The 23,833-nt window shown below is 72.2% G+C and carries 25 protein-coding genes and 1 pseudogene; 17 read left to right on the top strand and 9 right to left on the bottom strand.

The features are described 5' to 3' along the window. The first annotated feature begins 103 nt into the window (after window positions 1-103). The 3 genes from rpsA to coaE all read left to right on the top strand — a co-directional run bounded on the left by rpsA (window position 104) and on the right by coaE (window position 3,472). A complete protein-coding gene (gene rpsA, locus ACFVST_RS22895) occupies window positions 104-1,603 on the top strand; it encodes a 30S ribosomal protein S1 (RefSeq protein WP_390155051.1) in 1,500 nt (499 codons plus the stop codon). A gap of 284 nt (window positions 1,604-1,887) precedes the next feature. Next, window positions 1,888-2,826 (top strand): PAC2 family protein, encoded by a 939-nt coding sequence (locus ACFVST_RS22890; protein WP_390155048.1) that lies wholly within the window; start codon window positions 1,888-1,890, stop codon window positions 2,824-2,826. 43 nt (window positions 2,827-2,869) lie between these two features. Beyond that, the gene (coaE, locus tag ACFVST_RS22885) at window positions 2,870-3,472 is read left to right on the top strand and encodes a dephospho-CoA kinase (RefSeq protein ID WP_390155045.1); all 603 of its coding nucleotides are present in this window, start codon (window positions 2,870-2,872) and stop codon (window positions 3,470-3,472) included. 4 nt (window positions 3,473-3,476) lie between these two features. Here the strand turns inward: coaE and ACFVST_RS22880 are convergent, their stop codons facing one another. After that, window positions 3,477-3,740: a DUF6343 family protein gene (locus tag ACFVST_RS22880; protein WP_390155042.1), complete on the bottom strand. Its 264-nt coding sequence runs from the start codon at window positions 3,738-3,740 to the stop codon at window positions 3,477-3,479. 112 nt (window positions 3,741-3,852) lie between these two features. On the opposite strand from ACFVST_RS22880, the gene ACFVST_RS22875 reads away from it, so the two are divergent. Beyond that, on the top strand, window positions 3,853-4,533 hold the full coding sequence (locus tag ACFVST_RS22875; RefSeq protein WP_390155039.1) for a class I SAM-dependent methyltransferase: 681 nt from the start codon (window positions 3,853-3,855) through the stop codon (window positions 4,531-4,533). An 85-nt stretch (window positions 4,534-4,618) separates the two neighbouring features. Here the strand turns inward: ACFVST_RS22875 and ACFVST_RS22870 are convergent. Continuing rightward, window positions 4,619-4,990, bottom strand: a pseudogene (locus ACFVST_RS22870) (RNA-binding S4 domain-containing protein); the annotation flags it as partial. 80 nt (window positions 4,991-5,070) lie between these two features. On the opposite strand from ACFVST_RS22870, the gene ACFVST_RS22865 reads away from it, so the two are divergent. Then, entirely contained in the window at window positions 5,071-5,772 is a 702-nt protein-coding gene (locus ACFVST_RS22865) for a uracil-DNA glycosylase (RefSeq protein WP_390155036.1), read from the top strand. A gap of 327 nt (window positions 5,773-6,099) precedes the next feature. Further along, window positions 6,100-6,861: a nucleotidyltransferase domain-containing protein gene (locus tag ACFVST_RS22860; RefSeq protein WP_390155033.1), complete on the top strand. Its 762-nt coding sequence runs from the start codon at window positions 6,100-6,102 to the stop codon at window positions 6,859-6,861. Between the two features lie 3 nt (window positions 6,862-6,864). Here ACFVST_RS22860 and ACFVST_RS22855 read toward each other — a convergent pair whose 3' ends face one another. The 3 genes from ACFVST_RS22855 to ACFVST_RS22845 form a co-directional block, all read right to left on the bottom strand. After that, the gene (locus ACFVST_RS22855) at window positions 6,865-7,713 is read right to left on the bottom strand and encodes a trypsin-like serine peptidase (RefSeq protein ID WP_390155030.1); all 849 of its coding nucleotides are present in this window, start codon (window positions 7,711-7,713) and stop codon (window positions 6,865-6,867) included. 144 nt (window positions 7,714-7,857) lie between these two features. Beyond that, window positions 7,858-8,421, bottom strand: coding sequence for a 2'-5' RNA ligase family protein (locus tag ACFVST_RS22850; protein WP_390155027.1), 564 nt, complete (start codon window positions 8,419-8,421; stop codon window positions 7,858-7,860). After that, complete coding sequence (locus tag ACFVST_RS22845; RefSeq protein WP_390155026.1) at window positions 8,418-9,086, bottom strand: 1,4-alpha-glucan branching protein; 669 nt, start codon at window positions 9,084-9,086, stop codon at window positions 8,418-8,420. The genes ACFVST_RS22850 and ACFVST_RS22845 overlap by 4 nt, the downstream gene beginning before the upstream one ends. 161 nt (window positions 9,087-9,247) lie before the next feature. Here ACFVST_RS22845 and ACFVST_RS22840 point away from each other — a divergent pair, with 161 nt between their 5' ends. Continuing rightward, window positions 9,248-10,435 carry a cytochrome P450 gene (locus ACFVST_RS22840; RefSeq protein WP_390155023.1) on the top strand — a complete coding sequence of 396 codons (1,188 nt, stop codon included), beginning with the start codon at window positions 9,248-9,250 and terminating at the stop codon, window positions 10,433-10,435. A gap of 104 nt (window positions 10,436-10,539) precedes the next feature. Next, window positions 10,540-11,277, top strand: a complete 738-nt coding sequence (locus tag ACFVST_RS22835; RefSeq protein ID WP_390155020.1) for a DUF899 domain-containing protein — start codon at window positions 10,540-10,542, stop codon at window positions 11,275-11,277. A 49-nt stretch (window positions 11,278-11,326) separates the two neighbouring features. Here the strand turns inward: ACFVST_RS22835 and ACFVST_RS22830 are convergent, their stop codons facing one another. Together ACFVST_RS22830 and ACFVST_RS22825 are read right to left on the bottom strand one after the other, a co-directional pair. After that, entirely contained in the window at window positions 11,327-11,764 is a 438-nt protein-coding gene (locus ACFVST_RS22830; protein WP_390155018.1) for a hypothetical protein, read from the bottom strand. Further along, complete coding sequence (locus tag ACFVST_RS22825; RefSeq protein WP_390155015.1) at window positions 11,755-12,387, bottom strand: ATP-binding protein; 633 nt, start codon at window positions 12,385-12,387, stop codon at window positions 11,755-11,757. Before ACFVST_RS22825 ends, ACFVST_RS22830 begins: the two co-directional genes overlap by 10 nt. Before the next feature lie 179 nt (window positions 12,388-12,566). On the opposite strand from ACFVST_RS22825, the gene ACFVST_RS22820 reads away from it, so the two are divergent. From ACFVST_RS22820 to ACFVST_RS22800, 5 genes are all read left to right on the top strand, one after another. Further along, a complete protein-coding gene (locus tag ACFVST_RS22820; RefSeq protein WP_390155012.1) occupies window positions 12,567-13,427 on the top strand; it encodes a helix-turn-helix domain-containing protein in 861 nt (286 codons plus the stop codon). Next, entirely contained in the window at window positions 13,428-13,667 is a 240-nt protein-coding gene (locus ACFVST_RS22815; RefSeq protein ID WP_390155009.1) for a DUF397 domain-containing protein, read from the top strand. It abuts the gene before it with no gap. Window positions 13,668-13,750: 83 nt separating this feature from the next. After that, the gene (locus ACFVST_RS22810) at window positions 13,751-14,404 is read left to right on the top strand and encodes a uridine kinase (protein ID WP_390155006.1); all 654 of its coding nucleotides are present in this window, start codon (window positions 13,751-13,753) and stop codon (window positions 14,402-14,404) included. A gap of 99 nt (window positions 14,405-14,503) precedes the next feature. Beyond that, complete coding sequence (locus ACFVST_RS22805; RefSeq protein ID WP_390155003.1) at window positions 14,504-15,298, top strand: methyltransferase domain-containing protein; 795 nt, start codon at window positions 14,504-14,506, stop codon at window positions 15,296-15,298. A gap of 88 nt (window positions 15,299-15,386) precedes the next feature. After that, the gene (locus tag ACFVST_RS22800; RefSeq protein ID WP_390155000.1) at window positions 15,387-15,830 is read left to right on the top strand and encodes a VOC family protein; all 444 of its coding nucleotides are present in this window, start codon (window positions 15,387-15,389) and stop codon (window positions 15,828-15,830) included. A gap of 27 nt (window positions 15,831-15,857) precedes the next feature. On the opposite strand, the gene ACFVST_RS22795 is transcribed toward ACFVST_RS22800, so the two are convergent. Next, window positions 15,858-16,415 carry a methylated-DNA--[protein]-cysteine S-methyltransferase gene (locus ACFVST_RS22795; protein ID WP_390154997.1) on the bottom strand — a complete coding sequence of 186 codons (558 nt, stop codon included), beginning with the start codon at window positions 16,413-16,415 and terminating at the stop codon, window positions 15,858-15,860. Window positions 16,416-16,472: 57 nt separating this feature from the next. Beyond that, window positions 16,473-17,387 (bottom strand): glycerophosphodiester phosphodiesterase, encoded by a 915-nt coding sequence (locus ACFVST_RS22790; RefSeq protein ID WP_390154994.1) that lies wholly within the window; start codon window positions 17,385-17,387, stop codon window positions 16,473-16,475. A 329-nt stretch (window positions 17,388-17,716) separates the two neighbouring features. On the opposite strand from ACFVST_RS22790, the gene ACFVST_RS22785 reads away from it, so the two are divergent. The 4 genes from ACFVST_RS22785 to ACFVST_RS22770 all read left to right on the top strand — a co-directional run bounded on the left by ACFVST_RS22785 (window position 17,717) and on the right by ACFVST_RS22770 (window position 23,645). Beyond that, a complete protein-coding gene (locus tag ACFVST_RS22785; protein WP_390154991.1) occupies window positions 17,717-18,616 on the top strand; it encodes an MHYT domain-containing protein in 900 nt (299 codons plus the stop codon). A 39-nt stretch (window positions 18,617-18,655) separates the two neighbouring features. After that, window positions 18,656-20,806 carry an excinuclease ABC subunit UvrB gene (gene uvrB / locus ACFVST_RS22780; protein ID WP_390154989.1) on the top strand — a complete coding sequence of 717 codons (2,151 nt, stop codon included), beginning with the start codon at window positions 18,656-18,658 and terminating at the stop codon, window positions 20,804-20,806. Window positions 20,807-20,947: 141 nt separating this feature from the next. After that, window positions 20,948-21,526, top strand: a complete 579-nt coding sequence (locus ACFVST_RS22775; protein WP_390154986.1) for a TerD family protein — start codon at window positions 20,948-20,950, stop codon at window positions 21,524-21,526. A 115-nt stretch (window positions 21,527-21,641) separates the two neighbouring features. Beyond that, a complete protein-coding gene (locus tag ACFVST_RS22770; protein WP_390154983.1) occupies window positions 21,642-23,645 on the top strand; it encodes a TerD family protein in 2,004 nt (667 codons plus the stop codon). Window positions 23,646-23,833: the final 188 nt, after the last annotated feature.

Raw genomic sequence — 23,833 nt, 5'->3', positions numbered from 1 at the left:
CGGAAAGCGCGCCTCCAAGGCTGTCCGGCTTCTGCAGAGCGAAACAGGCTCCTGGCGTAAGCAGTACCTACGACTCAATGTCCGTACCGGAGCCCTTTCCCACATGACGAGCAGCACCGAGACCACCGCCACCACCCCGCAGGTAGCGGTCAACGACATCGGTAACGAGGAAGCCTTCCTCGCCGCGATCGACGAGACGATCAAGTACTTCAACGACGGCGACATCGTCGACGGCGTCATCGTGAAGGTCGACCGGGACGAGGTCCTGCTCGACATCGGTTACAAGACCGAAGGTGTCATCCCGAGCCGCGAGCTCTCGATCAAGCACGACGTCGACCCCAACGAGGTCGTCGCCGTCGGCGATGAGATCGAAGCCCTTGTTCTCCAGAAGGAGGACAAGGAAGGCCGCCTGATCCTCTCGAAGAAGCGCGCGCAGTACGAGCGTGCCTGGGGCACCATCGAGAAGATCAAGGAAGAGGACGGCATCGTCACCGGTACCGTCATCGAGGTCGTCAAGGGTGGCCTCATCCTCGACATCGGCCTCCGCGGCTTCCTCCCGGCCTCCCTGGTCGAGATGCGCCGCGTCCGCGACCTCCAGCCCTACGTGGGCAAGGAGCTCGAAGCGAAGATCATCGAGCTGGACAAGAACCGCAACAACGTGGTCCTGTCCCGCCGTGCCTGGCTGGAGCAGACCCAGTCCGAGGTCCGCCAGACCTTCCTCACGACCCTCCAGAAGGGTCAGGTCCGCTCCGGCGTGGTCTCCTCGATCGTCAACTTCGGTGCCTTCGTGGACCTGGGTGGCGTCGACGGTCTGGTCCACGTCTCCGAGCTGTCCTGGAAGCACATCGACCACCCCTCCGAGGTCGTCGAGGTCGGCCAGGAGGTCACCGTCGAGGTCCTCGACGTCGACATGGACCGCGAGCGCGTCTCCCTGTCGCTCAAGGCGACCCAGGAAGACCCGTGGCAGCAGTTCGCCCGGACCCACCAGATCGGCCAGGTCGTCCCCGGCAAGGTCACCAAGCTGGTTCCGTTCGGTGCGTTCGTCCGCGTCGACGAGGGCATCGAGGGCCTGGTCCACATCTCCGAGCTGGCCGAGCGCCACGTGGAGATCCCGGAGCAGGTCGTCCAGGTCAACGACGAGATCTTCGTCAAGGTCATCGACATCGACCTGGAGCGCCGCCGGATCTCGCTGTCCCTGAAGCAGGCCAACGAGTCCTTCGGCGCCGACCCGACGGCCGTCGAGTTCGACCCGACCCTGTACGGCATGGCCGCGTCCTACGACGACCAGGGCAACTACATCTACCCCGAGGGCTTCGACCCCGAGACCAACGACTGGCTCGACGGGTACGAGAAGCAGCGCGAGGAGTGGGAGCGCCAGTACGCCGAGGCGCAGACCCGCTTCGAGCAGCACCAGGCGCAGGTCATCAAGTCCCGCGAGGCCGACGCCCAGGCCGCTGCCGAGGGTGGCGACACCGCTGCTCCGGCCGCCGCTGCCGGTGGTGGCGGTTCGTACTCCTCGGAGTCGCAGGACAACTCCGGTGCGCTGGCCTCGGACGAGGCGCTTGCCGCGCTTCGCGAGAAGCTGGCGGGCGGGCAGAGCTGAGCGCTCCGCTCCTCCGGTAACTGATTGAACGGTGGGCCCGTATCTCCCTCGGGGGGTACGGGCCCACTGTGCGTGGGGCTGGGCGGATTTGGGCGGTGCGGATCTTGCGGTGCGGACGTGCGGTGCGGATGTGCGGTGCGCTGTCGGGTGCGGGTCCGCCGTGGGTGCTCGCGCAGTTCCCCGCGCCCCTTTCGGGTTGGGGAATGGCGCGCCCCTTTCGGGTTGGGGAATGGGTGGGGGTGGGTGGGTGTTCTGGTGGAGTGAGATGAGGAGGAGCGGTCACATTGCTTGATCCGCAGGATTTGTACTCGTGGGAGCCCAAGGGCCTCGCCGCGGTGGACCTGGCGCTGGCGCAGGAGTCGGCCGGGCTCGTCATGCTCTACCACTTCGACGGATACATCGACGCCGGCGAGACCGGTGACCAGATCGTCGAGGCCCTCCTCGACGAACGGCCGCACCAGGTCGTGGCCCGGTTCGACCACGACCGGCTCATCGACTACCGCGCCCGCCGCCCCCTGCTCACCTTCCGCGGCGACCGCTGGACCGACTACGAGGTGCCCACCATCGAGGTACGGCTGGTGCAGGACGCCACCGGTGCCCCCTTCCTGCTGCTGTCCGGACCGGAACCGGACGTCGAGTGGGAGCGTTTCGCGGTCGCCGTACGGCAGATCGTGGAGCGTCTCCAGGTGCGGCTCTCGGTCTGCTTCCAGGGCATTCCCATGGGCGTCCCGCACACCCGCCCGGTGGGCCTCACCCCGCACGGCAACCGGGCCGATCTGGTCCCGGGGCACGCCAGCCCCTTCGACGAGGCGCAGATCCCCGGCAGCGCCGAATCCCTCATCGAGTACCGGCTGATGCAGGAAGGGCAGGACGTGCTCGGGGTCGCCGCCCATGTCCCGCACTACCTGGCCCGTTCCGGCTATCCGGACGCGGCGCTCACCGTACTGGAGTCGATCACCGCCGCCACCGGGCTGGTGCTGCCGGGGATCGCGCACGCGCTGCGTACCGAGGCGCACCGCACGCAGAACGAGATCGAGCGGCAGGTCCGCGAGGGCGATGAGGAACTGGTCTCGCTCATCAGGGGACTTGAGCACCAGTACGACGCGGCGGCGGGCGCCGAGAGCCGGGGCAACATGCTCGCGGAACCGGTCGACATTCCCTCCGCCGACGAGATCGGCAACGCCTTCGAACGCTTCCTCGCCGAACGCGAAGGGGACGCCTGACCGCCCCCGCCGCCGCCCCGACCGCCCCGGCTAAGCTGCGCCCATGCTGAGAGTGGGCCTGACCGGGGGCATCGGCGCCGGTAAGAGCGAAGTGTCCCGGCTGCTGGTGGAGTGCGGTGCGGTGCTGGTCGACGCGGACCGGGTGGCCCGCGAGGTCGTCGCCCCCGGTACGCCCGGACTGGCCGCCGTCACCGAGGAGTTCGGGCCCGAGGTGGTGGCCGCGGACGGTTCGCTGGACCGGCCGCGGCTCGGCGCCCTGGTCTTCACCGACCCGGACCGCCTCGCCCGCCTCAACGCGATCGTGCACCCCCTGGTACGGGCACGGTCGGTGGAGCTGGAGCGGGCCGCGGGCGAGGACGCGATCGTCGTACACGATGTGCCGCTGCTCACCGAGAACGGGCTGGCTCCGCTGTACGACCTGGTCGTGGTGGTCGACGCGGCGCCGGAGACCCAACTCGACCGGCTGGTACGGCTGCGCGGGATGACCGAGGATGACGCCAAGGCGCGGATGGCCGCGCAGGCCACCCGGGAGCAGCGCCGCGCGATCGCCGACATCGTCATCGACAACGATGTGCCGCTGGCGGAACTGCACCGCCGGGTCCACGAGGTGTGGGCCGAGCTGACCGCCCGCGCTCGGCGCGGCTGACCCCTCAACGGCGCGGCGCCGGCGGGGAGTAGGGCGGAATGTCGCGGCCCGGCTGGTAGTGCGGGCCCTGGCGGATATGCCGCACGACCAGCGCCAGGTCCACCGTGGCCACCAGCCACAGCGCCCCGCACACCGCGGCCCACCCGGGCTGTCCCACCAGGACGAAGCCGACGGTTCCGGCGATGAACCACACCAGTCCCCACAGGCTCAGCCAGAACCGCATCCGCAGCGCACTGCGCGCGGTCGCCGGCTCACTTCCGGTACGCACCCCGGGTCACCACCTCCAGTACTCCCCAGTGTGCGGCCGGCGCGCGCCCGTCCCAAACCCGGCGGGGAACGCCGCCCGGGACCCCGCTCGTTGGCACCGCATGACCGGAGACATGCGAGAGGGATACCAGGGCACGGGTCCCGGCGCCATCGCGCCGGACGGCTGTGCCGTCGAGCTGTACGCGCGCCTCACCGCGGGGGAGGAGCCCGAGGTGGTGGCCGGGGCGGTGCCGCCCTGGGCGCACATCCTGGAGCTGGGCAGCGGCACCGGGCGGATCACCCATCCGCTGCTGGACCGCGGGTTCACCGTCACCGCCGTGGACGAGTCGGCCGAGATGCTGGCCCACGTTCGCGGCGCCCGCACCGTGCGGTCCCCGATCGAGGACCTGGAGCTGGGGGAGCGCTTCGACGCGGTGCTCCTCGGCTCCTATCTGGTCCACCATGGCGACCCGCGGGTCCGGCGCGGCCTGCTCGACACCTGCCGGCGGCATGTGGCCGAGGACGGCTGCGTCCTGATCCAGCGCGAGGGCCTCGACTGGCACCGGCGCATCCCCCACGAGCGCACCGACCCGCGCGGCTTCACCGTCCGCACACTGTCCGCGGAGCCGGTCGGCGACGGTGTGAACGCCCTGCGCATCGAGTACGTCTTCCCGGACGCGGTCTGGACGCAGGTCTTCCGCTCCCGGCCGCTGACCCGGGAGGAGTTCGAGTCGACGCTGGCCGAGGCGGGCCTCGCCGTGGACCGGTACCTCACCGAGGACGGCACCTGGGTCCGCGCCGTGCCCACGCCGTAGGGGGTGTCTCCCCGATCTTCGCGGGCCCGCGGCCCCTGGCACGCAGGCTGATCCACGAAGCTCGGGGAGACACCCCCTGGTCCGCTCAGGCTTCCGGGTCGTGGAGGCCGCGGAGGCGTTCCAGTTCGCGGCGGTCGCGCTTGGTGGGGCGGCCGGTGCCGCGGTCCCGGACGCCGGCCGGGGCGACGGCCTGCCGCGGCGGGGGCGGCGGGCTGTTGTCGACATACGCCTCGACGGCCTCCGGGGCGCCGACCCGCTTGCGCAGGACCTGCTTCACCACCACGATCCGTTCGCGCCCCGCGTGCCGCAGCCGCACCTCGTCGCCCGGCTTCACGCCGTACGCCGGTTTGACCCGCTCCCCGTTGACCCGGACATGTCCGCCGCGGCAGGCAGTGGCCGCCATCGACCTGGTCTTCACCAGCCGCACCGACCAGATCCAACTGTCCACCCGCACCGAACCCTCAGCACCCATGCCCCGGAGCCTACGGTCTGCGGCCCGCCCGGCGGTCGCCCCGGCCGCGGTCGTACGGTGGGCGCATGGACGGTCTCGGTGAGCTGGACCGGCGGATCACCGGGTGCCGGGCCTGCCCGCGCCTCGTGGAGTGGCGCGAGGAGGTGGCCCGGACCCGACGTGCCGCCTTCCGTGAGCAGACGTACTGGGGGCGGCCGGTGCCGGGCTTCGGGCCGTCGGACGCCTCGCTGCTGGTCGTCGGTCTGGCGCCGGCCGCGCACGGCGGCAACCGCACCGGCCGGATGTTCACCGGCGACCCCTCGGGCGCCGTCCTCTTCGCCGCGCTGCACGAGGTGGGCCTGGCGTCCCGGCCCACCTCGGTCAGCGCCGACGACGGCCTCCGTCTGCGCGGGGTCCGTATCACCGCGCCGGTGCACTGCGCGCCGCCCGCCAACCGGCCCACGCCCGGCGAGCGCGACACCTGCCGGTCCTGGCTCACCGCCGAACTCGGCCTGCTGCGGCCCGTGTTGAAGGCCGCGGTCATCCTCGGCGGGTTCGGCTGGCAGGCAGCGCTGCCCGCGTTCGCCGGGACCGCGTGGACGGTGCCCCGGCCGCGCCCCGCCTTCGGCCACGGCACCCGCACCGTCCTGGCCGCTCGCGACGGGGGCGCGCCGCTCGTCCTGCACGGCTGCTACCACGTCAGCCACCGCAATGTGGCCACCGGGCGGCTCACCCCGGCCATGCTCCGAGAGGTGCTCGCCGCGGCTGCCGCGGACGCCGGCCTCTGACCGTTCACCGAGGCCAGCCGCCGCCCCGTTCCGCCCGGCCTATCCGCGGTGCGGGGCGAGGAGAGCGTTCCTGGCGTGGGACCGTGCAGCCGTCGACCGGGGCAGGACCGTCGGCTGAGGCCGGGGACCGGTGGGGTGGGCGGCCACGCGGGCCTCGGCGGAGAAGGGGCTGCCCGCGGCGGAGTGCATCGAGGCCTGGACCTCCCGCGGACCGGACGGGCGGCGCTCACGGAGCATTACGGCTGAACTGGCCTTGCGGGGGCGGTGGTTGGGGCTGGGGGACGAGGTGTCGGGGGTCGGTGCGGGTGGCTGGTACGGTCCGCGGTCATGGTGGGTGAGTGTGGGGACGAAGAGTTTCTGGCGGGGTTGGCCGGGCGGTTGATGGGGTTGTCGGGGGTGCGGGCGGTCGCGTTGGGGGGTTCGCGGGCGCAGGGGAGGCATCGGCCGGACAGTGACTGGGACGTGGCGGTCTACTACCGGGGTGCCTTCGATCCGGCGGAGCTGCGGGCGGTGGGCTGGCCCGGTGAGGTGTCCGAGGTGGGGGAGTGGGGTGGCGGTGTCTTCAACGGCGGTGCCTGGCTCACCGTCGACGGGCGGCGTACCGATGTGCACTACCGCGATCTGGACGTGGTGGAGCACGAGTTGGCCGAGGCGCGGGCGGGGCGGTTCCACTGGGAGCCGCTGATGTTCCATCTGGCCGGCATCCCCAGCTATCTGGTGGTGGCCGAGCTGGCCGTCAATCGCACCCTGCGCGGCCGGCTGCCCCACCCGGACGGCTATCCGGAGCCGTTGCGCCGGAGCGCGGAGACCGAGTGGCGGGGCCGGGCCGCGCTCACCCTGCACTACGCGGAGGCCCACCACGCCCCGTACGGGCGGCGTACCGAGGTGGCCGGGGCGCTGGCCACCGCCGCGATGCAGGCGGCTCACGCGGAGTTGGCCGCTCGCGGTGAGTGGGTCACCAACGAGAAGACGCTGCTGGACCGGGCCGGGCTGCGGGCGGTGGACGCCCTGCTGGACGGGCTGGGTCCGCGCCCCGAGGAGCTGGCGGGCGCGCTGACCGCCGCCCGCCGGCTCCTCAGAGTTCTCTAGCCCTTACGGCTTGGGCAGGGTGCAGCCCTCGGCTTCCAGGTCGAGCTTGTTGCCGGCGCCGATGCAGGCGGGGATGAGGTACGTCTGCTGGGCGTAGTTGATGCCCTGGTGGACGGTGACCTCGCCGTTCTCGTCGACCTCGCAGGGGTTGTTCATGGTGCACTCCTCACCGTCCTCGTTGCCGGTGTTGTTCACCGCGACGACCTCCCGGGTGGCGGAGTCGACGACGGGGGAGCCGGAGGTGCCGCCGATGGTGTCGCAGGCGGAGGTGTAGCGCACCGAGTCCTTGAACGTCCAGTCGCCTTCCTTGAGTTCATGGACGAAGGCGTCGACGTCGCAGCTGTAGATCTTCTTCCAGTACCCGGAGACCACACTGATCGCGGTGGACTCCTTCGGGTGCTGGTCGGACACGTTCAGCGGCTCGATGCCGTACTGGTCGGCTATCTCCTGGTAGGTGCTGGTGAGTTGGTACAGGGAGACATCGGTGTCGGTCATGGTGGCGTAGGCGAGCTTGTCCGCCTGGACGGTGCCGAGGTCCTTGCCGGCGGCGTCCAGCAGGGTGAAGCTGCGGTCGGACGGCTGGTCGGTGAGGACCTCGCCGGCGCCCGGCATCCCGCTCTCCAGGCAGTGCCCGTTGGACAGCACCAGGGCGGGGTCGGTGGGCTGCGAGTCGGGCATCCGGACCACGGAGCCGGAGCAGTTGCTGAGTGCCACCGTGCCGCTGAAGTCGACGTCCTGGGAGTGGTGGTGCTTGCCGTGGCCGCGGTCGTGGTGGGGGCCGGCCACCGCGGGGGCGGCGCCCGCGCCCAGGATCAGTACCGAGCTGAGCGCACAGAGGAGAGGCTTGTTCATGTGGGGGGTCCTCTTCGGTCCGTAGGGGGTGTGCAGTTGTCATGCGCATTCTCCTGGTACGGGCGGCTGCGGACAACGGCTACGGACCAGGCGGGCGATGAACGGCAGGTGGGGAGGGGGGAGTTGGCCGCTCTTCGGCGGACCTCAGACCCCCAGCCGGTACGAGGCCGCTTCCCGCCACCCCGCCCCGTCGAAGACCGCCAACTGCACCTCGCGCACCCGCACCGACAGCGGAAGCGCGGGCCGGGCCGCCGCCTCCAGCGCGTCGTGGACGCCGGGCGGGGTGCCCGGCGCGTCGTGGACGGCCAGCGTCAGATGCGGATCGAGCCCCTCCCCGAAGATCCCCCGGTACGGCACCGCGGCCGGCCACCGCTCCCGTACCGCCTTGGTCAGCGCCCGTACCGGGTCCGCCAGTTCCGGCGCCAGGTAGAGCACTCCGGGCCAGCGTCCGAACTCCCTGAAGCCCAGGGTGAACTCCCGCTGTCCGGCGAGGAGTTCGGCGAGCGCGGCCTGGGCCGGGCGGTCGATGAGGGAGTGGTGCAGAAAGGGGTAGAGCACCGTGACATGCCCGGTGGAACCGGTACGCACCAGGGGATCGGCCGCCGGTACCCGGATGCTCAGCGAGGTCTCCCCGACCCGATCCGGCCACCCATCGCCCGCGTCCCCGCCCACCTCATCCACGCCCCGCTCCACCCTGTACGCCCTCACGCCCCGGAACGTGCCGGGTGGACCGTCGCGAACAGGCCCCGTACCGGGGTGCCGTCGGGCAGTCGCCAGTGGCCCGCGACATGGCCGAGGGCGCCCTCGGGCGGGGTACCGGCACCGTCGGACGCCGGGGTCAGCACCCGGTGCAGCCTCAACTCCCCGCCGGGCAACGGCACTTCGGTACCGTCTGTCCCGTCGGCCGCCGCACCCGGCACCACGGCACCCGAGGGCGTCGGCGTACCCGAGAAGGAGCGGACGATGTCCCGGTCGGGGGTGTCGCTCTCGCCCTGCGCCTGCGGCTCCGCCCGCCCCTCCACCAGCGCGGCCAACTCGGCCACCAGCACCGGGTCCTGGCAGCCGTCATACACCCAACGCCGCCCCAGCACACCGTGCTCCGACGTCCCGACCAGCGCCTCCGCGGCACCCTCCAGCGGGGCGCCCCGGTAGGTGAGCGGCACCAGATAGGTGACGGGGCCGCCGCCGTCCGCGCCGTCCGTCACCACCATGAACTCGACACCGACCTCGCCCCGCGGATCGTCCAGCCGGAAACCGCCCGCCTTCGCCAACTCGGGCGCGCCCGCACCCCGGTACCAACTCCGCGAGGGCAACCAGCCCGCCAGCAGCTCCAGTTTGCCGGGCTCCATGGTGGTGCGGTGGATGAACGCCATACCTGTGAACTCTCCCTGCTGTCACGTCGACCGGCGCCGAGCCATGGCAAAAGCCCAGCTATGACAAAGCCGAGCTATGACAAAAGCCGAGCTGCGACGAAATCCGGCCTCCATCCTCACTCATCCCGCCTGACCGCCGCAGACTGCCTAACCTGACCCCCATGACCACCCCCACCGATCCGGCCGAGGGCCTGCTCGACGACCCGTACCGCACCTACGCACGGCTGCGCGGCACCGCGCCCGTGCACCGCATCGCCGGTACCGACGGGCGTCCCGCCTGGCTGGTCACGCGGTACGCCGATGTCCGCGAACTCCTCGCCGACCAGCGGCTCTCGCTCGACAAACGACATGCGCGGCCCGGCTCGTACCACGGCTTCGGGCTGCCCCCGGCGCTCGAAGCCAACCTGCTCAACATGGACCCGCCCGACCACACCCGTATCCGCCGGCTCGTCGTCCGCGCCTTCACCGCCCGCCGTACCGAGGAACTGGCCGCCCCGATCCGGCACACCGCGGACCAACTGCTCGACGCCATCGAGCCGTTGGGGCGGGCCGAGTTGGTCGACGCCTATGCCGCGCCGCTGCCCATCACCGTCATCTGCGATCTGCTCGGCGTACCCGAGGGGCACCGCAGGGACTTCCGGGAGTGGACGGACGCACTGGTCGCCCCGGACCCGGCCGACCCCGGGGCGGCCCGGAACGCGGTCGGCGCGATGCACGCCTTCTTCACCGCGCTCCTCGCCGAGAAGCGGCGCGAACCGGGCGAGGACCTGCTGTCCGCGCTGATCGCCGTCCGCGAGGAGGGCGACCGGCTCAGCGAGGACGAGCTGATGTCGCTCGCCTTCCTCATCCTCGTCGCCGGCTACGAGAACACCGTGCAGCTCATCGGGAACGCCGTACTCGCCCTGCTGGACACCCCCGGCGCCCTGGACGCCCTGCGCGGTGGCGGCCCCGAGCGGTACGCCGCCGCGGTGGAGGAGGCGCTGCGCTTCGACGGGCCCGCGCTCCTCGCCATCCGCCGCTTCACCCGTACCGAGGTCGGCGTCGGTGCGGTCACCGTGCCGGCCGGGGAGACCGTGCTGCTGTCCCTGGGTTCCGCCCACCGCGACCCGGAGCGCTTCACGGAACCGGACCGCTTCGACCCCGGGCGGGACACCTCGGGCCATCTGGCGCTGGGCCGCGGCATCCACCACTGTGTGGGCGCCCCGCTCGCCCGGCTGGAGACCCGGATCGCGCTGGAGGCACTGGTGGAGCGCTTCCCACGGCTCGCCCTCGACCTGCCGCCGGAGGGCCCCGCGCACCGCCGCTCACTCCGGGCCCGCGGACTGACCGCGCTACCGGTCACCTTCTGACGCGCGTACCACTGCCCCAACTCCCGGGCGCCACCGATGAGTTCCGGCGCGCCCGGCGGTCCAACCCCTTGGCAGGCAGTCCACGCCCGAGCACCGGAGGAAACATGTCGCTTCCGCAGATCGTCACCCGTGAGGAGTGGCTGGCCGCCCGCAGGGAGTTGCTGGCCGCGGAGAAGGCGGCCACCAGCGCCCGCGACGAACTCAACACCGCACGGCGCGAACTGCCCATGGTGGAGATCACCAAGGAGTACGACCTGGAGGGCGCCGACGGCCCCGCGAGGCTGCTCGACCTCTTCGAGGGGCGGCCCCAACTCATCGTCTACCACTTCATGTTCGCCCCCGAGTGGGAGACCGGCTGCCGTAGCTGCTCCGCCTTCCTGGACCAGATCGGGCACCTCGCCCACCTCCGGGCCCGCGGCACCACCCTGGCCGCCGTCTCCCGTGCCCCCTTCACCCGCATCCTGCCGTTCAAGGCCCGCATGGGCTGGACGGTGCCCTGGTACTCGTCGTACGGCAGCGACTTCAACTACGACTTCCATGCCTCCTTCGACGCCGCGATCGCCCCCATGTCGTACAACTACGCGCCCATCGAGGCGCCGGCCGACGGGCAGCCCTTCGACCTGCCGGGGGTGAGCTGCTTTCTGCGGGACGGCGGCCGGGTCTTCCACACCTACTCGGCCTTCGCCCGCGGCCTGGACGGGCTGAGCTTCACCAGCAACCTCCTCGACCTGACGGCGCTCGGCAGGCAGGAGGAGTGGGAGAAACCGTCCGGCCGCTCCTCAGCCCTCGGCGCCCCGGCCGGCAGCCCGCGGGTCCGCTACCACGACGAGTACGAGGACTGAGGCGAGTACGGGGCTGATGACGGGTGCGGGACGGCGGCGCCGGTCGTGGTCAGGAGTGGACGGGGCGCGCCCAGCAGGGGCGGGCCCCGGTCATCCCGCACAGGACGAGATAGAGCGGGATCGGCGGTGTGTACGGCACGCTGCCCGTCGGCCGGTGGATCAGCCCGGGGGAGCGGCGGGCGTCCGGGACCAGGGTGCCCGAGGTGTAGTGCGCGGGCGCGGGCCACTCCATGGCGACGTCCGAGTCGGAGGGGACCAGCCACCACATATGCGCCCCGTCGCCGTAGACGCAGCCCACTCGCGGCAGCCGGTCCAGCATCCGGCGGCCGAACGCGGCCGGGACCGCGACCGCGTCGCAGCCCAGCGGTGCCTTCATCCCGTGCGGTACCGCGAGCCGGGCCGGGGTAGCGGTCGGCCTGCGGCGGCGGCGGTCCAGCATGACCAGCGAGTTCAGGCCGAGCGGACGCCGCAGTGCGGTCACAGCCATCCGGCCTCCGTTCCCGGCCCGCTGCCCTCCGATTCCGGTCCCGATTCCCGTCCTTGTGCAGGCCCCGGTCCCGATTCCGGTTCCGGGAAGATCCGCTCGGCGTGGGGCGGGCACGGTTGCTCCGGGACCGCCGGGCAGTCCGGCTCCGGCACACCGTCGTACGGCAGCTCCGCCCAGACCAGCAGCCCGGCGCCGCTGTCGTCGGCACCCCAGGCGCTGCACACCGCGGCCACCAGCAGCAGCCCGCGGCCGTACTCCTCTTCCTCGTCCGCCCGGCAGGGGCGCGGGTCACCGTGTGCGCGGCCCTCGTCGCGGACCGCTATCCGCACCCGCCCGTCCCCGTCCTGGAGTTCGCAGACGATGGACCGGGAGCCGGTGTGCACCAGGGCGTTGGTGACCAGCTCCGAGACGACCAGTTCCGCCGATTCGCAGGTGGCGCCGGAGACCGCCCAGGAGCTGAGCCGCGTCCGGGTGGTCCGCCGGGCCAGCGCGGCCGAACCGGGGTGTGCGGCCAGCTCGAAGCGGTAGCGGCGGGGGCCGGCCACATCGGGGCCCGCCCCGGTCGCCGTACCCGTACCGCCGGCCTCTAGGGCGCCTGTTCCTAACGGCGGAGACGGATTCACGCCTGCCACTATCGCCTCGCCGCCAACACTTGGCAAGTGGCACTCTGAAAAATGCAGAGTGCACTGACTGAGGGCCGGGGCCCGTGGCACACTGCTGGCAACAGCTCGCTGTGCGGGCCCAATTGGCCTGCTTTCGTGCCGTCCGGCACGGTGTGCCCGGGATCTGGAGGAGATGGGACGTGAGCGAACCGCGCTCCGCACCGACCGTCGGCCAGGTCGTCCTCGGGCGCCGCCTCCAGGACCTGCGGGAGGCCGCCGGCCTCAAACGCGAGGAGGCCGCGAAGGTCCTGCGCGTCGCCCCCGCCACCGTCCGCCGGATGGAGATGGCCGAGGTCACCCTCAAGATCCCCTACCTCCAACTCCTGCTGTCCGCCTACGGGGTGGACGAGGAGGAGACCGAAGCCTTTGTCTCCCTCGCCGAGGAGGCCAACAAGCCCGGCTGGTGGCAGCGCTTCCACGACATCCTCCCCAACTGGTTCTCCATGCACGTCAGCCTGGAGGGCGCCGCGAGCCTCATCCGCTCCTACGAACCGCACTTCGTCCCCGGCCTGCTCCAGACCGAGGCCTACGCACGCGACGTGATGCGGTCCGGCGCCGTCGGCCAGACCCGGCCCGAGGACATCGAGGGCCATGTCGCGCTGCGGTTGCAGCGGCAGGAACTGCTGCACCGCGCGGACTCCCCCCGGCTGTGGGTGGTCATGGACGAGACGGTGCTGCGGCGGCCGGTCGGCGACACGGCGCTGATGCGGGCGCAGATCGACCACCTACTGGAGATGGGGGAGCTCCCCCATGTGACCGTCCAGGTCTCGCCGTTCGCCTCCGGACCGCACCCCGGCACCTACGGCCCGTTCGTCCTCTTCCGCTTCCCCATGCCGGAACTGCCGGACATGGTCTACAGCGAGTACCTGACCGGTGCCGTCTACCTCGACGCGCGCGCCGAGGTGGCCACCCATCTTGAGGTCATGGACCGCATGGCGGCCCACGCCGCCACAGCACATCGCACGAAGGAGATCCTGCGCGATCTCCGCAAGGAGCTGTGAATGGACCCCCGGATATACAACGGTATGCCCGCACGCGAACTGGGCACCGCCGGCTGGCACAAGCCGTGGAGCGGGGGCAACGGCGGCAACTGCGTCGAGGCCATGAAACTCGCCGACGGCCGGATCGCGGTACGCCAGTCCGCCGACCCCGACGGGCCCGCCCTGATCTACACCCCCGGTGAGATCCGCGCGTTCATCCACGGCGCCAAGTCCGGCGAGGCCGATTTCCTGCTCTCCTGACCCACCACCAACGGCCGCCGCCCGCCGCCGACTTACCGGGCTCCGCCGGCCCCGCCCGGCGCGGGCGCGGCATGATGGGCGGGATGCGACTCGAAGCGATCACCTGGGAGCGGCTCGGCGAAGCACTCGCCGACCACCTGCGCGAGCTGCGGCCCGCCGACGGCAGCCCCTGGCCGAAGGTCGCCCTCGACGGGGCGCCCGCCGCCGGCCCCGCCGCACTCGCCGCCCGCCTCGCGGACGCCCTGCGCACCCGCGGCCTGCCCGTACTGACCATCGCCGCCGACGACTTCCTGCGCCCCGCCTCCCTCCGCCTCGAACACGGCCACCGCGACCCCGACTCGTACTACGGCGACTGGTACGACACCGGGGCGCTGTGGCGGGAGGTCTTCGGGCCGCTGGAGCCGGGCGGCAGCGGGCGGGTGCTGCCTGACCTGTGGGACCCGGTCGCGGACCGTGCCACCCGCAGCGCCCACGTCCCGCTCGCCCCCGGCGGTGTGCTGCTGCTGCACGGGCCGCTGCTGCTGCACCACTGGTTCCCCTTCGACCTCACCGTCCATCTCGCCCTCACCCCGCCCGCCCTCGCCCGCCGCACCCCCGAGGCCGAGCAGTGGACCCTGCCCGCCTTCCACCGCTACGACCGGGAGACCGCCCCCGCCACCACCGCCGACGTACTGGTGCGCGCCGACGACCCGAGACGCCCCGCCTGGTCCGGACCGCCCACCTGCACCGAGGCGTGAGCGCGGCGCAGCGGGGCGGGCGACCCGGAGGGTGACAGGGGTGCTCCGGGTGCCCGGCCGGGCGCCGCACCGTCGGGCGGCCGGTGCCACCATGCAGATATGACCCACCTCGACGGCTACCTTCTCGACAACCGACGCACCGAGGCGGGGCGCCGCTTCGACGCCTTCACCGAACTCTTCGACCCGTTCACCTTCCGGCATCTGGAGCGCCTGGGCGTGGGGCCCGGCTGGCGGTGCTGGGAGGTCGGCGCGGGCGGGACCTCCGTGGTGAACCGGCTGGCCCGCACCGTCGGCCCCACCGGCCATGTCCTCGCCACCGACATCGACCTCACCTGGGCCGCCTCGACCGCCCGCCCGCCGGTCGAACTGCTCCAGCACGACGTCGCCGCCGACCCGCCACCCGGCCAGGGCTTCGACCTGGTCCACGCCCGCCTCGTCCTGGTCCATGTGCCGGAGCGGGAACAGGCACTCGCCTCCATGGTCAAATCCCTGCGGCCCGGCGGCCGGCTTCTCATAGAGGACGCCGACCCCGCCCTCCAGCCGCTGGCCTGCCCCGACGAGTCCGGCCCCGCACAGCAGCTCGCCAACCGGCTGCGCACCGGCTTCCGTTCACTGCTCGCCGAACGCGGCGCGGATCTCGCCTACGGCCGCACCCTGCCCCGGCTGCTGCGCTCCAGCGGCCTGGTCCAGGTGGAGGCCGACGGCTACTTCCCGCTCGCCTCCGCCGCCTGCACCGCCCTGGAGACGGCCACCATCGGCCAGGTACGGGACCGCCTGGTCGCCGCGGGGCTCGCCAGCGACGAGGAGATCGACCGCCATCTGGCCAATGTCGCCCAGGGCGACATGGACCTGGCGACCGCACCGCTGATCTCCGCCTGGGGCCGCAAGCCCTGACCCGCCCGGCCCGTCCGGGCGGACGCGGGGCGGCGCCGCCCCGCGCCAGTGCCTTGCGGTCCCCGCCCGGTGGCCGCAGCCTTGGCACATGACCGACCATTCGGCACGCTTCGATCATCTCGTCCTCTGGGTCGAGGACCCGGTCGCCTCCGCCGCGTTCTACGAGCGCACGCTGAACCTCCTCCCGCTGAGGCTGGCCGAGTACATCGACCGCACGGTGCCCTTCCCCTCCGTCCGGCTGACCGAGGAGACCATCATCGATCTGATGCCCCGCTCGATGGCACCCCGGATGACCATGCTGCCCGGCGCCGCAGCCAGCGCCGGGCACCCCGTCAACCACTTCTGCGTGGCCCTGACCGGGGCCGGTTTCGACGCCCTGCTGGCCCGGCTCGCAGAATCCGGAACGGCCATCTCCGCCGTCTCGGAGGACTCCTTCGGTGCCCGCGGGAACGCCGTCCGCAGCTTCTACTTCGCCGACCCCGACGGCAATATCGTCGAAGCCCGCCACTACGACCCGGCGCCCACCCCCTGACCTGATCAGGCCCGATCCGGTGCCCGGTCAGAACAGCGGCTCGGGCAGCACTCCCTCCAGGGCGAGCAGCCGCCGCTTCGTCTCCAGACCCCCGCCGAAACCGCCCATCCCGCCGCCGCTCTCCACCACCCGGTGGCAGGGCACCACCACCGGCAGCGGATTGGCGCCCATCGCCGCGCCCACCGCCTGCGCGGCCTCCGGCTGCCCCACCCGCGCCGCCAGCTCGCCGTACCCGACGAGCGTGCCGAAGGGGACGCCGGTGGACAGCTCTTGCAGCACCCGGCGGTTGAAGCCGGTGGTCAGGGACCAGTCCAGCGGCAGCTCGAACTCCCGTCTGCGGCCCGCGAGATACTCCTCGGTCTGGCGTATCGCCCCGGCCAGCGGCTCCGTACCGGGATCGCGTACCGGCTCGGTGCCGAGGCGTTCGCCGAGCCGCTCCACCGCGGCCCGGCGTATCGGCTCCTCGGCGTGGAAGGCGACCTGGACGAGACCCGTGCCGGTGGCGGCGAGCAGCAGCGGGCCGATGGGGGTGTCCAGCACCGTCCATCCCACCGCCGACCGCTCCGCAAGCCCTTCGCTACTCATGCGGACCACCGTAGACGCCGCCACTGACAACGCCCCCGGACAGCCGGTCAGCCCCTCCTACCGGGCGGCCACCGCCGGGGCGGCCGAGCCCGCGGGGCCCGGGGCGCCGTAGCCGCCGAGGGCGCCGCGCACCACATCGGGGCGGTTGGAGATGATCCCGTCCACCCCGTCCCCGGTCGCCTTGCGGGCCGCCGCCGCGTCGTCCACCGTCCACACGAAGAGCTGGAGCCGCCGCCCGTGCGGACCGCGCTGCCCGTGCACCGCCCGCACATAGTCGGCGGAGAGCGCGGTACGGCTCGGGTTGATCTGGTCGCAGAAGGCGGCGTAGCCCGGCAGCCGGTCCTCGGACGGGGCGCCCAGGAAGGCGGTGCGCAGATCGGGGCGGAGTCCGTGCACGGTACGCATACTGTCCGCGTTGAAGCTCTGCACCACCAGCCGGTGCGCCACCCGGCCCGGACTCAGCCAGCCCTCCCGCCCCAGTTCGTCCAGGATCTGCCGCTCGATGCCCGGGTACAGTTCGGGCGCCTTGAACTCCAGCAGCAGGTTCTGGTGGTGTGCCGCCACCCGCCGCAGCCACTGCGCCAGCGTCGGCACCCGGGTACCGGCGAAGCCCGGCGCCTTCCAACTCCCCGCGTCCAGGCCCGCGATCTCCGCCGCGGTGAAGTCCCCGACGCGCCACGGCGCCCGCTGCGGATAGCGCTGCTCGGCGTCGGTGGTGCGCCGCAGATCGGTGTCGTGGATCACCACCAGGCGGCCGTCCCGGGTGCGCTGCACATCGGTCTCCACCCAGTCGATGCCCAGCTCATGGGCCCGGTCCAGGGCGGGCAGGGTGTTCTCCGGGGCCTCGGCGGAGGCCCCGCGGTGCGCCACCACCACGGGGGTCCGCACCGCGCGGGCCGAGGACGCGGGCAGTACCAGCGTGCAGGCGGCGACGAGGACGGCGGTGAGAGCGGTGGCGGCGCGTGGGTGCACAGGGACTCCTTGCGTCGTGAGCCGGGGGCGCGGGCCGGGGCGCGAGCGCCGGACGGCCGTCGCCCTACATCACTTTCAGTCAGAGCCTCCCAGCAGAAAGTGACCCCTGTCCTGGTGAAGCGTGGCCGGAGAGTGAAGGGAGGGGGACGGACGACCACGGTTGACGCGCAATGTGATGGGGCGGAATCCTTTGCCGGAACATCGTTCGCATGGCCCGGTACCGGCCATACCCTCGGCCTCGACCCCAGTGGTCACGGCCCGTCGCACGGGGCGGCGGATTCCCGGCCGGAGGGACGGCGGGGGGACGACAGGTGGGAGGGCAGCCGCGGATGGAAGCCACGACCAACGGCTTCAGCTACGGTCTCGTCACGCCGGTGGTGGCGTTTGTGATGGCATGTCTGGGAGGGGCGCTCGGACTGCGCTGCGTCACCAGATCCCTCAGCACGGTACGGCCCTGGCGGGCGGGCTGGCTGGCCCTCGCCTCCGCGGCCATCGGCTCCGGCGTCTGGACCACGCATTTCGTCGCCATGATGGGCTTCACCATCGAGCACGCCGCCCTGGGCTACAGCACGGCCGTGATCTACGCCAGCCTCGGCGCCGCCGTGCTGATGGTCGGCGCGGGCGTCTTCGTCGTCGGCTACCAGGGCCTCACCGGGCGCTCCCTGCTCACCGGCGGCACCATCACCGGCCTCGGCATCGCCTCCATGCACTACCTCGGCATGGCCGGGATGCGGCTGGACGGCCTGGTCGAGTACAACACGCTCACCGTGACCGCCTCCGTGGCCATCGCGGTGGTCGCCTCGGTCGGCGCGCTCTGGGCCGCGGTCCGCGGGGGCGGGCTGCTGTGGAGCCTCGGCGCCAGCGTGATCATGGGCTCCGCGGTGGTCGGGATGCACTACGTGGGCATGGCCGCGATGCACGTCAAGCTGGCCCACCCGGCGCACGGCACGGTCGCCGACTCACCGGCCAGGACGCTCGCCCCGCTGCTGATCGGGCCGGCCATCCTGCTCCTGCTCGCGGGTGTGGTGGTGCTCTGCGACCCGTTCCTGGTGGCCGGCCGCCGGCGCCGCCCGGAGCCCGCAGGCATCCCGGCACCCGCCGCCCGTGGGGACCGCGCGGACCTGCTGCCCAGGGGCGGTGCCGCGGCCGCGGTGCCCACTCAGCGGGGGACCGGCGGGCAGGTGCCGAGCGGTGTCCCCGCACCGGAGCCGTCCCGCTCCGCACCCTGACCGGACGGCGTTGTCAGTGGCGGGTCGTACGGTGGAACCATGCCCGTATCGAACATCGAAGAGCTCCGAAGTGAAGGCGCCCGGCCTTTCGAGGTCGTCAGCCCGTACCAGCCGAGCGGTGACCAGCCGACGGCCATCGAGGAGCTGGACCGCCGGGTGCGGGCGGGGGAGAAGGACGTCGTCCTGCTCGGCGCCACCGGCACCGGCAAGTCCGCCACCACGGCCTGGATGATCGAGAAGCTCCAGCGCCCCACCCTCGTCATGGCGCCGAACAAGACCCTCGCCGCCCAGCTCGCCAACGAGTTCCGCGAGCTCCTGCCGAACAACGCGGTCGAGTACTTCGTCTCGTACTACGACTACTACCAGCCCGAGGCGTACGTCCCGCAGTCGGACACCTACATCGAGAAGGACTCCTCCATCAACGAGGAGGTCGAGCGCCTGCGCCACTCCGCGACCAACTCCCTGCTCACCCGCCGTGACGTGGTCGTGGTCGCCTCCGTCTCCTGCATCTACGGCCTGGGCACCCCGCAGGAGTACGTGGACCGCATGGTGTCGCTGAAGATCGGCGACGAGATCGACCGGGACGAACTGCTCCGCCGCTTCGTGGACATCCAGTACACCCGCAACGACCTCTCCTTCGTCCGCGGCACCTTCCGCGTCCGCGGCGACACCATCGAGATCTTCCCGGTCTACGAGGAACTGGCCGTCCGGATCGAGATGTTCGGCGACGAGATCGAGGCGCTGTCCACCCTGCACCCGCTCACCGGCGAGGTCATCAGCGACGACCAGCGGGTGCATGTCTTCCCCGCCACGCACTATGTGGCAGGACCCGAGCGCATGGAGCGCGCGGTCAACGACATCGAGAGGGAACTGGGCGAGCGCCTCACCGAGTTGGAGAAGCAGGGCAAGCTGCTGGAGGCGCAGCGGCTGCGGATGCGCACCACCTACGACATCGAGATGCTCCGCCAGATCGGCTCCTGCTCCGGCGTGGAGAACTACTCGATGCACTTCGACGGCCGCGAGCCCGGCAGCCCCCCGCACACCCTGCTCGACTACTTCCCGGACGACTTCCTCCTCGTCATCGACGAGTCGCATGTCACCGTCCCGCAGATCGGCGCCATGTACGAGGGCGACGCCTCCCGTAAGCGGACCCTGGTCGACCACGGCTTCCGGCTGCCCTCCGCGCTGGACAACCGCCCGCTGAAATGGGAGGAGTTCCAGCAGCGCATCGGCCAGGCGGTGTATCTGTCGGCCACCCCGGGGAACTACGAGCTGTCCCGGTCCGACGGCTTCGTGGAGCAGATCATCCGCCCCACCGGCCTGGTCGACCCGGAGGTCGTGGTCAAGCCCACCGAGGGCCAGATCGACGACCTGGTGCACGAGATCCGCACCCGCACGGAGAAGGACGAGAGGGTACTCGTCACCACCCTCACCAAGAAGATGGCCGAGGACCTCACCGAGTACTTCCTCGAACTCGGCATCCAGGTCCGGTACTTGCACAGCGACGTGGACACGCTGCGCCGGGTCGAGCTGCTGCGGGAGCTGCGCGTCGGCGAGTTCGACGTACTGGTCGGCATCAACCTCCTCCGGGAGGGCCTCGACCTGCCCGAGGTCTCGCTGGTGGCGATCCTCGACGCGGACAAGGAGGGCTTCCTGCGCTCCGGCACCTCCCTGATCCAGACCATCGGCCGCGCCGCCCGCAATGTCTCCGGCCAGGTCCATATGTACGCGGACAAGATCACCCCGGCGATGGAGAAGGCCATCGACGAGACCAACCGCCGCCGGGAGAAGCAGCTCGCGTACAACACCGAGCGGGGTATCGATCCGCAGCCGCTGCGCAAGAAGATCAACGACATCGTGGCGACCATCGCCCGCGAGGAGGTCGACACCGAGCAGTTGCTCGGCACCGGCTACCGCAAGGGCAAGGACGGCAAGGGCGCCAAGGCCCCGGTCCCCTCGCTCGGCGCCGCGGACGGCAAGCCGGCGGGCAAGGGCACCCGGGCCAAGGCCGCGGCGAGCACCCCCACCGACCGTCCCGCGGCCGAACTGTCCGAGCAGATCGAGGAGTTGACGGACCGGATGCGGGCGGCCGCCGGGGATCTGCAGTTCGAGATCGCGGCCCGGCTGCGGGACGAGATCTCGGAGATGAAGAAGGAGCTTCGGCAGATGCGCGAGGCGGGTCTGGCCTGATCACGCAGGCGCGCAGGTCGGCAGTGTTGCAAGAGCGACACAAAACGGGGACCGGGGGCGGCGTTGTCAGTGCCGCTGACTAGGGTTTCCGTCAAGCCGTGCACAGCACGGCACAGGGGAACGTTCGAGAGGGGACGGCACGTGACGGTCAACCTGTCCAAGGGCCAGGCCATCAGTCTGCAGAAGAACGACGGGGGCACGCTGACCGCGGTGCGCATGGGGCTCGGCTGGCAGGCGGCGCCGCGGCGCGGGCTGTTCGGCTCCCGCACCCGGGAGATCGACCTGGACGCCTCGGCCGTCCTCTTCGCCGACAAGCAGCCGGTGGACGTGGTCTTCTTCCAGCACCTGGTGAGCGACGACGGCTCCGTCCGGCACACCGGGGACAACCTGGTCGGCGGCGCCGGCCAGGGCGGGGACGACGAGTCGATCCTGGTGGATCTCCAGCGCGTCCCGGTCCACATCGACCAGATCGTCTTCACGGTGAACTCCTTCACCGGGCAGACCTTCCAGGAGGTGCAGAACGCCTTCTGCCGCCTGGTCGACGAGACCAACGGCCAGGAGCTGGCCCGGTACACGCTGGACGGCGGCGGCCAGTACACCGCCCAGATCATGGCGAAGGTCCACCGTGCGGGCGGCGGCTGGCAGATGACCGCCCTCGGCACCCAGGCCAATGGGCGCACCTTCCAGGACCTGATGCCGGCGATCCTGCCGGCGCTGTGACCACGACCCCGTACCGCTGTGCCCGGCACGGCGGTACGGGGCGAGTGCGGCGGCCCGTCCGCCGCTGGACGAGACATCGGACCGCGGGGCGCGGCCGGACAAGGGGGCAGGGGCGATGGCGGCCGAGCTGGTCAGGGGAGAGAACCACCCTCTGGAGCTGACCCGGTTGGAGATACGGGTCTCGGCCGGCGGTCCGGTGGCGGTCGCGGCCACCCTGGGCGACGCGGCGGGCCGGGTGGGCGGCGCGCAGTCCGTGGCCCATCCCGGAGCGCCGGTACTCCCGGGCATCGAGGTGTCCCGGCAGGCCGCCAAGGAGCACCGGGTCGCCGTGGACCTGGAGGCGATGCCCGAATCGGTGCACCGCATCAGCGTGCTGCTGGCGCTGCCCGAAGGCACCGGCGGGCCGGCCCGGTTCGGCGCGATGCCGGCCCCGTTCGTCTCGCTGACCGGCACCGACGGCACTCTGGTCGCCGGCTTCACCCTGACCGGTCTGGACAGCGAGTCCGCGGTGGTGTCCCTGGAGATCTACCGCCGCCAGGCCACCTGGAAGGTACGGGCCGTCGGCCAGGGCTACGCGGGCGGTCTGGCCGCCCTCTTCGCCGACCAGCAGCTTCCGGAGCCGGCCGCCCTGTCCACCGCGGTGCACGAGGCCGTGGCCCAGGGCCTGTCCCGCTCGGTCCCGGCCGGAGCCCCAACCGCCGGCACCCCCAACTCCGTCCCGCCGACCACCGGTCCACCGACCACGGGCAGACCCGACTCCGGCACCCCCAACTCCGGTGCGCCGACCACCGGTTCGCCCCACGCCGGTGCGCCCAGCTCGGGCACGCCGACCGCTGGCTCGCCCAACTCCGGTGCGGCACCCACCGGTTCGCCCCGTGGCGGTGCGGCGTCCACTGGGCGGATCGACTACACCCACCCCGGGCGCAGTACCACCGCCCCGCCGCCGCCCGTGCCCGAGGCGCCGCCCGCCGCCCCCGGGCAGCCCGCGGTCCCGGTCGCCGGGGACGCCACCGGCTGGAGCATGGACGAGCGGCTGTACAACCAGGTCTGGGGCATGTTCGAGGACCTGGCCCGGGCGGTCGCCGCCTACCGCAGCGCGGTCGACTTCGCCGAGTCCCGCCAGGAGCAGGAGCTGGACCGCGCGCTGTCCGACCCGCGGGCCCGGATCGGCGGCGCCGCCGACGCGGCCCGTGCCGAGGCGAGACGCCGCCACGGCGACCTGGTCCGCCAGGCCGCCGGGGTGCTGGACCGCGAAGTCGCCCGGCTGGTCGCCGAGTCCGAGGTGGTCGAGCCGGCCCTGCCCCCGGCCTACGCCCGCTGGGACAACCCGGTCTGGCAGGGCTACCGGGTGCCCGTGGACCCGCCGATGGCGATGCGGCTGGGCGATCTGACCCTGGCGGAGAGCGGCAGCCTGCACATCCCGATGCTGGTCCGGCTGCCGCTGGAGCGCGGGCTGTGGATCGACAGCGGCCGCTCCAGCCGCTCCGCCGCCACCGTCGCGGACCCGGGGGAGCTGCGCCGGCTCGCGCTGGAGAGTGCGGTGGTCATCGCGGCCCGGCTGATGGCCATCCATCCGCCCGGCGAGTTCGGCGTCCAGGTCATCGACCCGGCGGGCACCGCGACCGGCGCGCTCGACCCGCTGCTGCGTTCCGGCGTACTGCCCGCGCCGCCCGTGCCGGGTGCCGCCGGGGTCACCACCACCCTCGCCCAACTGACCCGGCGGGTGGACCTGGTGCAGATGGCGGCCCGCGGCGGTGCCGGGGACGCCCTGCCGCCCGATGTGGACCTGGCCCGGCAGCTCCTCCTGGTACACGACTTCCCGCACGGCTTCGACGACCGGGCGGTGACCCAGCTCCGTTATCTCGCGGACGAGGGGCCCGAGGTGGGCGTCCATCTGCTGATGGTCGCGGACCGGGAGGACGCCGCCGGGTTCGGGCCGCTGCTCGACCCGCTGTGGCGCTCCCTGCTGCGGCTCACCCCGGTCCCCGACGACCATCTCGCCGACCCCTGGGTCGGTCATGCCTGGACCTTCGAGCCGCCGTCGGTTCCCCCCGGCAGCGAGGTGCTGCACCGCGTATTGCCGCAGGTCGCCGCAGCCCGCGAGGCCTGGCGCCGCTGACACCGGCCCCCGCCCCGCCCCCGGAAACACAGACCGTTCTTCACCGATACCGCAGCCTCCCGTTACCCAGCGTTTTACCTTTCCTTGGTGTTTCCTGTACTGTTCTTTGGGCGGAGGGGAGTACTCCTGCTGCGGCGCAGTCGTCAGTACGGACCGTGAAGGTCCCGGGGCGCCGGCCCGAGGAGCGC

Source organism: Streptomyces sp. NPDC058045, assembly GCF_042885635.1.
In the GTDB taxonomy this organism is placed as follows: Bacteria; Actinomycetota; Actinomycetes; order Streptomycetales; family Streptomycetaceae; genus Streptomyces.
This window is presented reverse-complemented; position numbering and strand designations above follow the sequence as displayed.